Annotated in this window: 12 protein-coding genes; 5 read left to right on the forward strand and 7 right to left on the reverse strand. The window is 67.0% G+C overall.

Annotated features, from left to right (window positions below):
* Positions 1-28: 28 nt before the first annotated feature.
* From AB0H61_RS33750 to AB0H61_RS33765, 4 genes are read left to right on the forward strand one after another with little or no spacing between them, the layout of a single operon-like run.
* The gene (locus tag AB0H61_RS33750; RefSeq protein WP_357311812.1) at positions 29-2,392 is read left to right on the forward strand and encodes a nitrate- and nitrite sensing domain-containing protein; all 2,364 of its coding nucleotides are present in this window, start codon (positions 29-31) and stop codon (positions 2,390-2,392) included.
* Positions 2,370-2,765, forward strand: a complete 396-nt coding sequence (locus AB0H61_RS33755; RefSeq protein WP_357311813.1) for a roadblock/LC7 domain-containing protein — start codon at positions 2,370-2,372, stop codon at positions 2,763-2,765. The genes AB0H61_RS33750 and AB0H61_RS33755 overlap by 23 nt, the downstream gene beginning before the upstream one ends.
* Complete coding sequence (locus AB0H61_RS33760; RefSeq protein WP_357311814.1) at positions 2,762-3,136, forward strand: DUF742 domain-containing protein; 375 nt, start codon at positions 2,762-2,764, stop codon at positions 3,134-3,136. The genes AB0H61_RS33755 and AB0H61_RS33760 overlap by 4 nt, the downstream gene beginning before the upstream one ends.
* Positions 3,117-3,731: an ATP/GTP-binding protein gene (locus AB0H61_RS33765; RefSeq protein ID WP_357311815.1), complete on the forward strand. Its 615-nt coding sequence runs from the start codon at positions 3,117-3,119 to the stop codon at positions 3,729-3,731. The genes AB0H61_RS33760 and AB0H61_RS33765 overlap by 20 nt, the downstream gene beginning before the upstream one ends.
* 7 nt (positions 3,732-3,738) lie before the next feature.
* Here the strand turns inward: AB0H61_RS33765 and AB0H61_RS33770 are convergent, their stop codons facing one another.
* The 4 genes from AB0H61_RS33770 to AB0H61_RS33785 form a co-directional block, all read right to left on the reverse strand.
* On the reverse strand, positions 3,739-4,110 hold the full coding sequence (locus AB0H61_RS33770; protein WP_357311816.1) for a hypothetical protein: 372 nt from the start codon (positions 4,108-4,110) through the stop codon (positions 3,739-3,741).
* Between the two features lie 3 nt (positions 4,111-4,113).
* The gene (locus AB0H61_RS33775) at positions 4,114-4,620 is read right to left on the reverse strand and encodes a hypothetical protein (protein WP_357311817.1); all 507 of its coding nucleotides are present in this window, start codon (positions 4,618-4,620) and stop codon (positions 4,114-4,116) included.
* A 43-nt stretch (positions 4,621-4,663) separates the two neighbouring features.
* A complete protein-coding gene (locus AB0H61_RS33780; protein WP_357311818.1) occupies positions 4,664-6,694 on the reverse strand; it encodes a PEP/pyruvate-binding domain-containing protein in 2,031 nt (676 codons plus the stop codon).
* A 902-nt stretch (positions 6,695-7,596) separates the two neighbouring features.
* Entirely contained in the window at positions 7,597-9,813 is a 2,217-nt protein-coding gene (locus AB0H61_RS33785; protein ID WP_357311819.1) for a glycoside hydrolase domain-containing protein, read from the reverse strand.
* Between the two features lie 273 nt (positions 9,814-10,086).
* Between AB0H61_RS33785 and AB0H61_RS33790 the strand changes: the two genes are divergently transcribed.
* Positions 10,087-11,262, forward strand: coding sequence for a LuxR C-terminal-related transcriptional regulator (locus tag AB0H61_RS33790; RefSeq protein WP_357311820.1), 1,176 nt, complete (start codon positions 10,087-10,089; stop codon positions 11,260-11,262).
* Here AB0H61_RS33790 and AB0H61_RS33795 read toward each other — a convergent pair.
* The 3 genes from AB0H61_RS33795 to AB0H61_RS33805 form a co-directional block, all read right to left on the reverse strand.
* Positions 11,180-11,812, reverse strand: coding sequence for a Tn3 family transposase (locus AB0H61_RS33795; RefSeq protein ID WP_357311882.1), 633 nt, complete (start codon positions 11,810-11,812; stop codon positions 11,180-11,182). The genes AB0H61_RS33790 and AB0H61_RS33795 overlap by 83 nt on opposite strands.
* A 95-nt stretch (positions 11,813-11,907) precedes the next feature.
* A complete protein-coding gene (locus AB0H61_RS33800; RefSeq protein ID WP_357311821.1) occupies positions 11,908-12,723 on the reverse strand; it encodes a DUF998 domain-containing protein in 816 nt (271 codons plus the stop codon).
* A complete protein-coding gene (locus AB0H61_RS33805; RefSeq protein ID WP_357311822.1) occupies positions 12,720-13,577 on the reverse strand; it encodes a helix-turn-helix domain-containing protein in 858 nt (285 codons plus the stop codon). Before AB0H61_RS33805 ends, AB0H61_RS33800 begins: the two co-directional genes overlap by 4 nt.
* Positions 13,578-13,672 lie beyond the last annotated feature (95 nt).

Here is a 13,672-nt window from a genome sequence, read left to right on the forward strand (position 1 = left end):
GGTTAGTGACGTGGATTACGTTGTCCCGATGTTCAGAGCGAGGCTTGGTGTCCGCGCCCGGATACTTGCGATCGCGCTCATCCCGAGCCTGACTCTGCTCGTGATCGGCGTCGGCGCGGCGGGCTACCTGGTCAATCGGGGAAACCACGCCAAAGAATGGGCCGCTGCGATGCAGCAGGTGATCGCACCGACGGCCGAGATGATGCAGGCGATACAGCTGGAACGGCAGCTGACGCTGACCCGCCTGGCCGGGGACGAATCGGTAACACCGAGTCTCACCGCGGCCCGCGTGCGCCTGGATAACGCACTGCGCGAGGTGAATACGGCCTCGGCACCGCTGATCGAACTCGACCCCGACAAGATCGACGGCAAGTTCGAGGACAGTTCGTCGCTGACCACGCACCTGACCGCCGCGCGGGCCGGCGTCGACGCGGGCGCACTCCCGGTCCTGGACGCGTACGGCTTCTACAACCGTCTGCTCGACATCGTCGCGATCGGCGGGCAGATCGCCCAGCAGACCGCGCCGGACTCCGAGACCGCGGTCGAGTTGGCCGAATCGATCCGGATGCTGTACGCGGCCGAATCGATGTCGCGCAGTAACGCGGTGGCGCTGGCGAACGTCGCGGGTGACGGTAACCTCCTCATCCCGATGGAAGAGTTCCTGCGCGAGGTCGGCTTCTATCACACCGAAATCAGCTATCTCAGTGGTGAGCTCGACACTCATCAGCGCGAAGCCGCCAAAGCACTGACCAGCAGTGCCGCCTGGCATCAGCTGACGACGATGGAAAACGCCATCGCGCAGCGCAATACGACTCCCCCCGCGAGCAGCACGAACTCCTCGATCGGTACCGGCGGTTCGAGCCGGGCGGCCGCCCCGGCGCCGCTGCCCATGGAAATACCGGAATGGCAGAACGCGGCCGCGCAAGTGAACAGCGGGCTCATCAATATGTGGGTGGTGCAGAACGAGCACGCCCACGGGCTCTCCGAGGAGGTCGGAAGGCGCAACGCGGCCAATTCGCTGTGGGCGGGTGGAATCGTGCTGGTGGTCAGCATCGCGGCCTTCTTCGTCGCCCTGGTATTGGCGAACCGGATCATCCGCAGGCTCAAGCGGCTGCGCGGCGAAACGCTGGCTCTCGCCGACGAACGGCTGCCCGATATGATGCGCAGGCTGCGCGCGGGCGAGGCGATCGACCCGGCAGCCGAATCACCGCAGCTGGACTACGGTCACGACGAGATCGGTCAAGTCGCCAAGGCATTCCAGCACGCGCACACCGCGGCCGTGGAGGGCGCCGTCGGCGAGGCCCGCACCCGTGAGGGCGTGAAGGCGGTATTCCTCAATATCGCCCATCGCAGCCAGATCGTGGTGCACCGGCAGCTGGAGATCCTCGACGAGGCCGAGAACCGGCAGGAGGATCCGGCTCTGCTGGAAACCCTTTTCCGGCTGGATCACCTGGCCACCCGAGAACGCCGCAATGCCGAGAATCTGATCATTCTCGGCGGCGGGCAGCCGGGACGACAGTGGCGCAACCCGGTGCCGCTGATCGATCTGGTGCGCTCGGCGGTCGGTGAAACCCTGGACTATGCGCGGGTTCGGGTGGCGCGGCTACCCGAGACGCACGTGGTGGGCTCGGTCGTCGCCGATATCGTGCATCTGCTCGCGGAGTTGGTCGACAATGCCACCTCGTTCTCGCCGCCTCAGTCGAAGGTCGAGCTCTTCGGCAACGTGGTCGGCAAGGGCGTGGTCGTCGAGATCAGCGACCAGGGTATGGGCATGCCGCAGGGCGAGCTGGACCGGATGAACGAGATGTTGCGCAACCCACCGGATTTCGGTGTCGCCGCGCTCTCGGTCGACTCCCGGCTCGGATTGTTCGTGGTCGCGCAGCTGGGTATCCGGCACGGCGTCACGGTGCGGCTCGCCGACTCCGACTACGGCGGCATCCGCGCGATCGTGCTGCTGCCGACGTCATTGCTGGCGGCCGAAACCGTCACGCGCCCGTCGGAACCGGAGCTGCCGGATGCGGCCCGGCGCCACCGGCACCCCGTGCCGTTCATCGAATCCGCGCAGGCCAGCGCGGGCGAGTCCGAATCGGCCGTGCTCACCGCACCGCCTGTGACGCCACCGACGGCGGCGCCCTCGGTCACCACGACCGGCCCGCAGCCGACCGGACCGGATGGCCGACCGCTGCTGCCGCGCCGTAATCGACAGGCCAACCTCGCGCCGGAACTGGCCAAGCCCGCCGTCGTGGAACCGGTTTCAGAACGCGAGCGTTCCGCCGAACAGGCCCGAGATCTCATGTCCGCCATCGAGAATGGAACCCGGCAGGGCCGCCGTGCGCAGCCCACCGACGAACAGGAACAGGAAGGCGACGGTGACCGCTCCCAAAACCGGTGATCTCAACTGGCTACTGGACGACTTGGTGGACCGCTTGGCCGGGGTGCGCCATGCGGTGGTGCTCTCCACCGACGGCCTGCTACTGGGCCGCTCTACCGCGATGAGCCGGGAAGACGCCGAACATTTCTCGGCCATGTCCTCGACACTGTACGGGTTGGCGCGTAGCGCGGGCAGCCGCTTCGACGGCGGCGGCGTGCGGCAAGCGGTGATCGAACTCGATCGCGCGGTGCTCTTCGTGACCTCGGCGGGCGATAACGCCTGCCTGGCGCTGCAGGCATCGGAGACAGCGAATCTCGGTATGGTGGCCTACGAAATGAACGTCACCGTCCAGCGTGTCGGCACTTATCTCTCCACCCCTGCGCGCCTGCCATGACACGCCGGGGTGAGCCATGGTTCGATGAGGCGGCCGGACCGCTGGTCCGGCCGTACGCGCTGACCCGGGGCCGCACCATGGGCGCCGGGCATGACCTGGACATCCTCACCGTGGTTGTCACCGCCGACCCCGCGCCAACACTGCGGCGCACCGAGCCGGAGTATGCGCGGATCGTTCGGCTGTGCGCGGCGCCCCAATCGGTCGCCGAGGTGGCCGCTAATCTGAAACTCCCTTTGGCAGTGACCAAGATCCTCGTCGGCGACTTGATCGGCGAGGGCCATTTGATCTTCCGGTCCCCGGTTCAGCCGGAGGCCGGACCCGGTGATCTCAACGTATTGCGAGCGGTACTGGATGGCATCCGAAAACTTTGACCCGGCCCGGCACGACCCGAGCACGGCTCCACACTTGGCCGCGTCGGTCAAGATTCTCATCGCCGGTGGCTTCGGCGTCGGCAAGACCACCATGGTGTCGGCGATCAGCGAGATCGCGCCATTACGCACCGAGGAGCTGATCACCGAGGTCAGTACCGGCGTCGACGATCTGTCCGGCGTCGAGCAGAAGCACACCACCACGGTGGCACTGGATTTCGGGCGCATCACCATCGACCGCGACCTGGTGCTCTACCTGTTCGGAACCCCCGGGCAGGACCGCTTCTGGTTCCTGTGGGACGAACTGGCGCGCGGCGCGCTGGGTGCGGTGGTGCTGGCCGACACCCGACGCCTGGGCAATTCTTTCGCCGCCGTGGACTTCTTCGAGCGGCGCGGCCTGCCGTTCATCGTCGGGGTGAACTGTTTCGACGGCGCACCGCGCTATACGGTCGACGAGGTGCGCGACGCCCTCGATCTCGATCCGCATACACCGGTGCTGCTCTGCGATGCCCGCGAACGGGAGTCGTGCAAGAACGTGCTGCTGGTGCTTGTGCAACACCTGATCGAGCTGGCCGGGCGCGAACCGGTCGCCACCTGAGCGCCGCTCACCGCGTTCGGCGGTCGGTGCCGAGATAGTGGCCGACCACGCCGTCGACGGTGAGGTCATTCAGGCAGCCGACGAGGCGGCGGTGGGTGTGTTCGCCGAGCGCGGGCTCCAGCGTCACGGTCCAACCGTCGCCCGCCGCCTCCGGGCCCGCGACGACGCGGACGTGGTTCACGTGGCTCGCGCACTGCTTCCACAGGCTCAGCGCCGGGTCGATATCCGGCGTGGCAGCGCGCGATTCGGCGTCGAAGTGCACGATCGCGCGCGATTCGGTACCACCGCTATCGGTCTCGAATTGCAGTTTCGCCGCCCCGGCGGCGACTGCCAGAACGGTGAGCACCGCGAGGACGGCCCACAGCAGCACCCGGCGCACGGCTCACCGCCGCGGTCGGGTGACGGGGCCACGCAATAGCTGTAGCCGATCCGTGCTCGGGGTGAGAAACCCATCGGCGGGTAGCCGCAGTCGGTCCAGGCCGTCGATGATGCGGCGTTCGGCGGCGGGGCCCGCGGTCGCCTTCGCGAGCCGCTCGACCAGCCAGGCCAACCCGGTCAGCAATACACCCCCGGCAAGCAGTACCGGCACGAATACACCGAGCCGATCCGGTCGGGCGAGCCAGCCGAAGGTGACCCGCGGCGCCGGGGTGGCCGCGTGCACGATGCGGGCCGTGCGTTCCCGCTCGTCGGTGCTGCCGAGGGTGTGTTCGAGGGCGCGCAGTCGACGCGTCACCAACATGCCGACCAGTGCCACCTCCGCGGCGATGAACAGCGTCGCGGTCATGATGGCGCGATTCCACTCCCACCGGTACAGGTAGACGAAAACATAGGCGCCGGTGGCGATCAGGGTGGTGATTGCCAGGAATACGCCCACGCCGCGCGCGTTCATCGGACCCACTTCCTCGGCGACGGGACGCCGTGCCGTTCGGTTCTCACTGTTCCGGTGATCCGGTCGTGGCGCGCACCTCACCGGTGCGCCCGTCCAGTTCGATCACCGCGCCGTCGGGTAGGCGCCGAGTGGCATCCGGATAGTCCACCACCACCGGAATCCCGTGTTCGCGCGCCAGAATCGCCAAATGGCTCAGCGGGCTGCCGGTTTCGGCGATGAGCCCGGCCAAGCGCGGGATCACCACCGCCAGACGCGGATCCAGATGCCGGATCACCAGTACGGATCCCTCCGGTGGCCGGTCGCCGATGTGCACCATGCCGCGGCCAACTCCCCCGCCCGCGCCGACGCCCTGCCCGGTGCGGCTGCGCCGACGGGTCACCGGGACCGGGAAGCCGTCGGTGGCGAGCCGGAATTCCGCGGGCAGGGACGCCTCGCCGCGGTGGTGGCGGGCGGCCAGATCCTCTGGCGGGCGTCGATGCTGGAGTGTCGGGGCGAGTTCGGTGAAACGCAGCAATGCGACCGCCGCTGGATCCGCGAGCGTCCCGGCCGCCGCCAGTCGGGCGCCCAGTTCCCACGCGGCGCGCGCGCCGAGCTCCTGAACCCAGCGCGCCCGCAGCCGCAACGCTTCGCGGGCCAAGGCCATGGCACCGACCTCGCAGCTGTGCGCCGGGATCGCACCGGTCGCGGCGGGTGGCTCGGGGGCAGGTCCGATCCGCGGCGGCACCAGCGCGAGAACGACCGGTAGCTCCTCGATCACCCGGTCCGGCGGGATGCCCTGGGCACGAGCCTGATCCAGGGCGGCCAGGGCCATGGCCGCCGCGGTGGGCGCGGCTTCCCGCGCGTCGCCGAGCATTCCGGCCAGCGCCTCGTGGCCGTGCACCGCGGTCAATGTGGTGCGGGCGTTGGCGAGAACGGCGAGCAGGTCGGCGTCGGTCAGGCCCGGCAACGGGGGTATCTCGGCAAGGTCGGTATCGATCCGCGCGCAGAGCCGGTCCGCGAGTTCGGGCAGCGCCGCGGCCAGCCTGCCGACCCGCGCGGCCGCGCCCAGTCTGCGGGCGCCCGGCCGGGGATCCAACAGCCGCAGCGGATTCCGCCGCGGTGTTGTGACGCCGAGCAGTTCGAGATCGGCGACCGCGACCCCGAGCACCGCGGTGGCGACCGGTGAGGTGCGCAGCTTCCGGGGCGGGGCGGCGCCGGTCAGATCGAGGGCGACCCGCAAGCCCTCGGACAGCGGGGTGAGCCAGAGGTCCTGCTCGAGCGGGCGCAATGGATCCGGGAAGGTCTCGGCCAGCGGCCCCGGCCCGAGCACGGGACCCGCGAGCGGGCCGTGCAACGCGGTGATCGGCCGCGCCTGCAACAGCAGTACGCGCCCCGCCGAATCGATCGCCCACTCGATGTCCAGCGCCGGGCCGAAGACCACCTCGGCGCGCCGCGCCAGTCGAACCACCTTGCGGCGCAAGAGCATCGGCAGCGGCACGGAATCCTGGGTGATGACCTCCCGCACCCGGCCGCGCCTGGTCAGCCGGGCGGTCCACCCGGCCTCGGTGCCACCGACCACCGTGCTCGGTCCGCCACGTACCGCGGTGATCAACATGCGGTCGGTGCGCCCGGTGACCGGGTCGGCGGTGAACACCACACCACCCCAGACCGCCGCGACGAACGGCTGCACCAGCACCGCCATCGGCGCCGTACCGTCGGCGCGGTCGACCGGCGCGGTCGCGCCGGAGGCGAGCACCTCGTCGACGGCATCCCGGAACCCCTGCCAGTCACGCACATCCAACACCGAGGTGAACAGTCCCGCCATGGACTGTTCCGCACCGTCCTCGGCGACCGAGGACGAACGCACCACCAAGGCGGTCTTCCCGCTATGGGACAGACGCCGCCACTGCTCCTGCGGCGGGTCGCCGCTCGGCGACCACGCTGTGGTCAGCACGAAACCTTTCAGTACGGGAAGGCCATTGGCGGCGGCTCGCGCGAGTGCGGCGGCCTTGGCCCCGGCGAGTTCGGCATTACGGGCCGCGGGATCGGAGAGCGCGAGGACGGCGGGGTGCATCGCCGTGGTGGTGAGGGTCATCGATCTGCCTTCGACGGGAAAACGACGTTGTTTCGCTCGAATGGACCGGTTCGCGGATCAGTGCCCGCGCCGGACCGAAGGCGGGACCGGGGGCGCCTGCGCGGCGAAGACGTTGCGCCGCAGTGGAATTGCTGACGCTACTACGGTCAGCGCCGCCGTTGATGCCGGGGTCGTCACTATGACCTCCTAAGAGGAGATGATTACTCCACTTACGTGTATTCCAGTGTTTCCCCGCGGATCGCGGCTGTCAAGGAATGGACGTTCGTCTTGAGAGTCGCGGAGTTCACTTCCCCGAGGCCTGTCGGACGCCTACTGTTCAAGGTACGATCTTCAGCTGCGTCCGAGTGACCCTGCCGGACAACGTTATTCATCAGAAACGGAGTCGGACACCGCTGGACCCGCTGAGCACTGTCGGATCGGGGTGTTTCCGGCGGACGCGTCTAAGCACCGGCATGCCCTGATCGACCGGGAGCTCTATATTCCCGAGTCGTGGACGGCCGATCCTGAGCGGCGCGGTGATGCCGGAATTCGGAACTCGCCGACCGCACCGCGCGTGCGCACGAACCGGGCGCGGAGTTCGGCGACTGAGCCTGGCGGCGGCTGTCGATCGGTGCCGGAGCGCGCGGAAGCCGGGAGTACGAGTGGGCGCGCCGCCGGATCGACGACACCCGGTCAGCCGGGCGGGCACTGGCCGCTGGCCCGGCGCGGCATCATCCGACCTACCGAGGTCGCCTACTACCGCTGCTACGGTCCGGCGCGGTTGGTCGACGTGGCCTGGACCGCCATCCGCCTCGATGACATGCGGTCTACGGAGACCGATTCGGTGGACTCGGTATCGACGGTTTGCGGTGCGGCGGCCGTCCCTCCATCGGTATGGTCGCCGCACCGCGGGGGTCGTGTTGTCAGCGTGGATCGGATAACGGCTCGTCCGATCCGCCACCGGTGCGGAGGGCGAGGGTTTGTTTCGGCGTCCAATAGATGCGGCCTTTGTCGAACTCCTGATAAGCACCGGTGTCGAACGGGATTTCATCGGAAGTCGGCCAGCCGAGAGGGCCGTTCTCGAATCCGCTGCGGTTCCAGCGTTCCCGGATTTCGCCGTGTACCACGTGCGCCGGGCGGCCATCGCGCCGGTAGAGCGCCCCGTACTGGAAGCCCTGCACCTCGCCCCATTCCGCGCCGTTCGGGTCGTGCAGCACGGTGTGATCGGTGACCGGATAGCCCAGGGGGCCTGCTTCCCATCCCGTTTCCGCGTACTTGTCGAACAGCGACCCCGGAATCGGATGCGCGCCGGTGGACGGGTGCCAATAGACATACCCGTTGGTGAATTGGACGAATCTGCCCACACCGTCGGCTGTCTTCATTTCTCCGTCGGCGCCCACCCGCGGTCCGAGCCACGGCGTCACCGCCGCCTTCTCGCCGATTGCCCCGGCCGCCGGTACGCCACTGGCGAATTCCTGAACGCGTCCGGCGAATACGTCCCACGGGAAGTTCGGGCCGACGTCGGTATGGTTGCCGATCCCGAGGCATTCGGTCACATATTTGTGGTCGGAGATCCCGTCCCGCTCCGTATACGGCGGAGCGATGACGTCAGTGGCGAAACCATATTTCCTCGCATCCTGAACGGCCAGCCAGGCGGCGATCCGAAGGTCGTTCTCGATGGCCAGCCATTCGTCCCGCGACCAGGACGCCCGGCTGCCCGCGAAGCAGAGATTGATCGTCCGGCTATTGGCATCGAGGACCGACCACGACGCGTAGTCGGTATCGACGACATCACAGACGATCCCGTCCCTGACCGTGTAGTGATAGGAGACACCGTTGGCCGGGTTGTTGAGATAATTCGCCAGCGATTCGGCCGAGCTGTTGCCTTCCTGAGTGTGTAGCAAGAAGTTGGTGACGCGAGTTCCCCAGCGCTCCGAGCGGGAGTTTCCCATCCTGTCGAGTTCGGTGAATTCCGGGGGTTTCACGGTGTGTTCTCCTCTCGCCGCAGCACGATCGATGGACCACTGCCCGAAATCGGCAGCCAGGATGTCGTTGACGTCGACGGAGCTACCGTCGATGAGCGGGCCCGGCTCGGACGGGGTGTCGATGACGCGCTGATACAGCACGGCCTCCGGAGTGTCGAGCCGGTTGCCGGACCATGCCCGCGTCTGCCAGGCCCAGGACCGGCCTTCGGGAGTCCGGCCGATCACGCCGTCTTCGATGGCCCAGGCGCACACCCTCGATGAGCCGTATATTCCGGTCCATTCCCAGCCGATCGCGTCGTTGACGCCGCGGAAGAAGTCGACGGCCCGGTCGTTCCAGTCTCTCAGTGAGATATCCTCGTCGACCGCGAAGAAGATTGGGCACGGGTCGGGACCACCGGCGGCGATATGGATCTGCCGGGCTTGACGGCCCATTCGGCGCCCACCGTCCTCGCCCGTCGTCCAGTCCGAGGGAGCCTGGGGGTTGCCTGGCTTGCCGTACTGCCATATCGAAACAATATCGAGTCCAGCGGCTTTGAGCTTATCGACATACGCCCTGGTCACCGGCTTGGCGCCGAAACTCGCCCCCGGCCTGCTCGGTGAGACATAGACCAGGACAGCGCTGTGACCGGCTGCCCTGATCGCCTGCGGGTCGATCAAACGCGCGGCGAAATCAACTGCCGTACCCATCGGGGAACCTCCATTCGTCGCGGGTGGCGGGTCCGCGGCTTCGGCGAGCAGCGGTAGCGGGTCGAGCCGGTCGGGTCCGGGCGGCGCCCAGAACAGCCGATGCCATTCGACGTGCACGTGCGGGGCGACACCGCCATTGGATGTGGGATCGGGGTTGATCCGGGCGATTCTCTGCCCGGCGCGCACCCGATCGCCGACCGTGACCTCGCGGATCACATGTCCGTATACGGTTGTGCCGCCCCCGTCTTCGGCGGGATGGTCGACGACGACCCAGCCCGCCGGGTCGGGTCCGCCGAATCCGGATGCCGGACCCGCGAATACCACCATGCCCGCTTGGGCCGCGTAGACGGGTAGTCCCCCGCTGCCGCCGCGCCGGCCGAGATCGATACCCCAATGGAAGCCGCTGTCGCGGGGACCGAAGGGGGAGGTGAGAATACGACCGCGCGCCAGGGGCCAATATCTGATCATGCCGACCTCGCACGGGATCGGTTCTCATATGCCTCGATCACGATGTTCTCCGGGAAGACACAGCCCCGATGTGGCTGTAGCGATACGGTTGCCTACCGAGTAGAGCAGGGCGCGGGATACGGATCCTCATCCGAACCGATGAGAACGCGCGCCCTGCCGATCACCTGAGGGAGTTACGGAACCGAGTATCGGAGTACTCGCGTGCACCGCCTGGCAAATACCTATAATCAGGCGAACAGTCCGCCGTTTCTCGTGTGCCACAGGTCATTTCACATGCCGATGACAGTCGAGAGCTTCTCCGGGATCGTCGCGCGAATCAACAGCGCGGCGCTACATCCTGATGGCTGGGCGGAGGCGGTGCAGGAAATCGTCACGGCGCTGGGCGCGGACCACGGCGGTCTGGTCGAGTCGGGATCCGGTAGCCGACAGATGACCGCCTGTTCGATCGGGGCAGACGAACTGCGCCACAGCTACAACACCCGATTCTGGCGTATCGATCCGATCGCGAGCGCGCTCGAGCACGCACCCGCCGGTGTCATCACGACCTATGACGAGCTGCTGGAGCCGGATTACCTGCGCCGGCATCCCTTCTTCAGCGACTGGATGATGCCGCACGGGCTAGGCAACGGGATGCTCGCGCTGCTCACCAGCGGCAGCCGGACATCGTGGATCGGGGTGTATCCCGAACGCGGCCGCAACCTCGACCGGTCCCAGGCGACTTCCTCGATGCGCCTGCTGCTCCCGCATCTGCGGCACGCGCTGACCGTGCAGTCGTGCTTGACCGACGTCAAGGCAGAGCGCAATCAGGCTGTCGCCGTGCTCGACCGGCATCGGCACGGGCTGGTGATCGTGTCGCGTTGCGGGGCGATCAACTACGCGAACCCCGCGGCATTGTTGATCCTGGAATCGCGAGACGGCCTCGGCATGGGGCGCGGCGGCAACCTCGAATCGTCGGACAGCCGAGCCACTGTCGGGCTGCGCGCCATGATCGAATCGGCGGTGCGCAAGGATGGGCCGTACGTCGGCGGGCGCACCCTGATCTCCCGGCACAGTGGCGGCAGCTCGTACGCACTGCTGGTGGTGCCGCTGGACCCGGGGTCGGGTCGCCTCGACGAGGACAGGTCGGCGGCCCTCGTCGTCATCGTCGACCCGGATCAGCAAACACCGGGGTGGCCCCAGGCGCTTCGGCAACTGTACGGCTTGACCGGGGCGGAAGCCCGCGTCGCGGCGGCGGCACTACGCGGCGAGGGTCTGCGTTCGATCGCGGAGGAACTGGCCGTCGCGGTGAACACCGCGCGCACACATCTGCAACACGTCTTCGACAAAACCGGAACACATCGTCAGGCCGAACTGGTTCGAGTGCTGACTACCGTGCTGTGCGGAACCGGCCAGTTCGAGGGGACCGCGAGTCACGGCACCTGCCGCAGCGGCACCGATCTGCCGCCATAACCCCAACGGAGTTCGGGATGCGCACCGGTAGAGGGGTTCCGGTAGAAACGGCGCGAAAACAACGGGTCGACCGGCCAAGCCCTGGAGCGTCGTGACCCGCAGCGCCGGTATCCGATCTTTGGCCGCTGACCTCACCGAAATGGATCGACACCACGACCTGGCACACGTCCTCCCAATGGGTAGTGATCTCGTCGATGTCGATACGACCCCGGGCGGCCTGATCCAGCGGCCCGTAGTCGGCCCGAATATCGAACCGCCACAGACGCTGATCGGGCAGGTTCGCCAACTGCGGCCGGTACCGATATCCGGCCGGATGCAGGAGCCCGAAGACAATATCGCTGTACGACCCGGTGTCGGTGATGATCGAATCGGGCACCCGGCCGCCGCGCTGGCTCTGCCACACGTCAACCATGTGCAGCGAGTCGCGCGGCGTGCCCGACACGACCTCGGCGGCCAGGCCCGCGGCCTGATCGTTGAGCATGTTCAGCCAGGTGATCCCTCGTCGGCGTCCGAAGAATCGTGGGCTCGGCCGTGCGTGGATCGTGCGGATCGGGGTGACCTAACAGCCAGCCCCGTTCACCGAATCAACTCACTAGCTAGATAACTGGTGTCATGAACGACGCCCCCGAGTAGGAGAAGGCCAGGTCATTCGACAGACACGCATGGGACTGGTCTGCTCATCAGGCGGATCGCCAACAGGGCAACCCAAATGCCGCCGGCAATGATCCCAATCCGTTCAATGAGCCCTGCTGGTCCCCCGTCTACCAATTTGGCGGTGAGGACGAAGGCGACATAAGAGGTGACGACCAGCAGGCCAGTGGCAACCGAATACCAGGACCAGCCCCGACTTTCGAGCGCCTCATCGCGCCTTGCCAACACGAAGCAAGCCGCAGTCAGCGAAGTGAATTGAACCAGACCTAAGAGACTATGAATGGCGCCGTGAATGGTTAGCGCTTCCGACGCTCCTGGTGGGTAGCCCAGCGACGGGTCGGGAAGGATAGGCCCGATGGCGACGAAGGTGAAGCCATAGATGCCGAGCAGGATGGGCCCCCAGGTGGAACCACGTCCTGTACGCAGAAGCATCCTCATCCCGATGGCAAAAGCGAGCAGGAGCGCTCCGGTGACGATGTAGTTGGTTATTTGCATCCACCCGCCAGGCCCCAGTTCGAGGTTGCTGTCGGGGACTACCCAGGCGTTGTAGTCAGGGCGTATGGCCCCAAGGACGAGAATGACAACAATGTTGAGCAGCGGAGCAATGACACCGCAAGCCAGCAGCAGTCTCATCGTCGCTGACTGCTCTCCAGGACGTTGTGCTGAGGTTTGGGCGGTCTGTGGCTTCGCAGGGCTGAGGTTGTCGGTCACGACACGTGTCCTCTCGTCGTCGATCGGGGTGAGGGTTCGAGTTGCGTTCGGCTCGCCGACCGCACCCGAGGTGAACACCACTATCGACCGATCAGTCACCCCGGAGATTGGAAAAATGTTCCCCAGGCCCGGTACCGATCCAGGGCGATGGCAGGCAGATTGTCCGCGTGCAGCGCCCCCGGTGTGCGGTCCGCGAAGATCGCCACATCCCGGCACAGATGAGCCTGATCGGTGTACCCACACACCGCAGCGACGTCGGCGGCGGGCCGGCCCGCCAGCAAACCGACGACCGCGCACCGGAATCGGACCAGCATCGCCGCCCGCTTGGGTGTCAGACCGATCTGGGATTCGAACCTCGCCCACAGCCGTTTACGGCTCCATCCGAGGGATTCGGCGAGCTCGCCGACCTTCACCTGGCCACCGGAGGCGAGTATGCGATGCCAGGCAGCGATCACCTCGGGATCCGGCGTCCGCATCGGCCTGTCACACTGCGCCAGAAACAATTTCGTCAGTGCGAACCGTTCCTCCCAGGTCCCGGCGTCCGCGAGTTGCTCCCGCAATCGCCGAACCTCGGATCCCCACAACTCCTCCAACGGGACAACGCCACGGCCCAGATTGGTTGCGGCAATACCCAACAGGGAGTGCGCCCGGATCGGCGACAAGCGAACCTCCACGCACTCGGCATGTCTGCTACGAATGCGCATGGCCGCCATGGGAAGTCCCACGACGAAACCGCCCAATTCCTGCCGACCACCAGCGTCGTCGACAATCAGCTCGCGACCCCCGAACTCGATCACCACGGCAACCGCCGTCGTCGCGGCAACCCGCAAGTCCAACCCAACGCCACCCACATCGCGGTATCCGATGATCGCGGCACCCGATGGCGCGGCAGCGGACGGACCCGCGAAATCCCAACCCACACCAGGCCCGCAGCCGACATCCGCAACTCCCACCTCGTCCAGGCTACGGAAACGTGAAAACCCTGTGCAGCACCCACACGCAACATTGCGATGGGAGTCGGGCCATGGTCCGCATCAACACTCATGCT

It is taken from the genome of Nocardia sp. NPDC050710 (assembly GCF_040654375.1).
In the GTDB taxonomy this organism is placed as follows: domain Bacteria; phylum Actinomycetota; class Actinomycetes; order Mycobacteriales; family Mycobacteriaceae; genus Nocardia.

What these genes read in the sequence shown, in the direction of transcription:
- AB0H61_RS33785 (WP_357311819.1), bottom strand. Translation starts at nt 9,813, where the DNA reads ATGATCAGATATTGGCCCCTGGCGCGCGGTCGTATTCTCACCTCCCCC.
- AB0H61_RS33750 (WP_357311812.1), top strand. Translation starts at nt 29, where the DNA reads ATGTTCAGAGCGAGGCTTGGTGTCCGCGCCCGGATACTTGCGATCGCG.
- AB0H61_RS33760 (WP_357311814.1), top strand. Translation starts at nt 2,762, where the DNA reads ATGACACGCCGGGGTGAGCCATGGTTCGATGAGGCGGCCGGACCGCTG.
- AB0H61_RS33765 (WP_357311815.1), top strand. Translation starts at nt 3,117, where the DNA reads ATGGCATCCGAAAACTTTGACCCGGCCCGGCACGACCCGAGCACGGCT.
- AB0H61_RS33780 (WP_357311818.1), bottom strand. Translation starts at nt 6,694, where the DNA reads ATGACCCTCACCACCACGGCGATGCACCCCGCCGTCCTCGCGCTCTCC.
- AB0H61_RS33775 (WP_357311817.1), bottom strand. Translation starts at nt 4,620, where the DNA reads ATGAACGCGCGCGGCGTGGGCGTATTCCTGGCAATCACCACCCTGATC.
- AB0H61_RS33790 (WP_357311820.1), top strand. Translation starts at nt 10,087, where the DNA reads ATGCCGATGACAGTCGAGAGCTTCTCCGGGATCGTCGCGCGAATCAAC.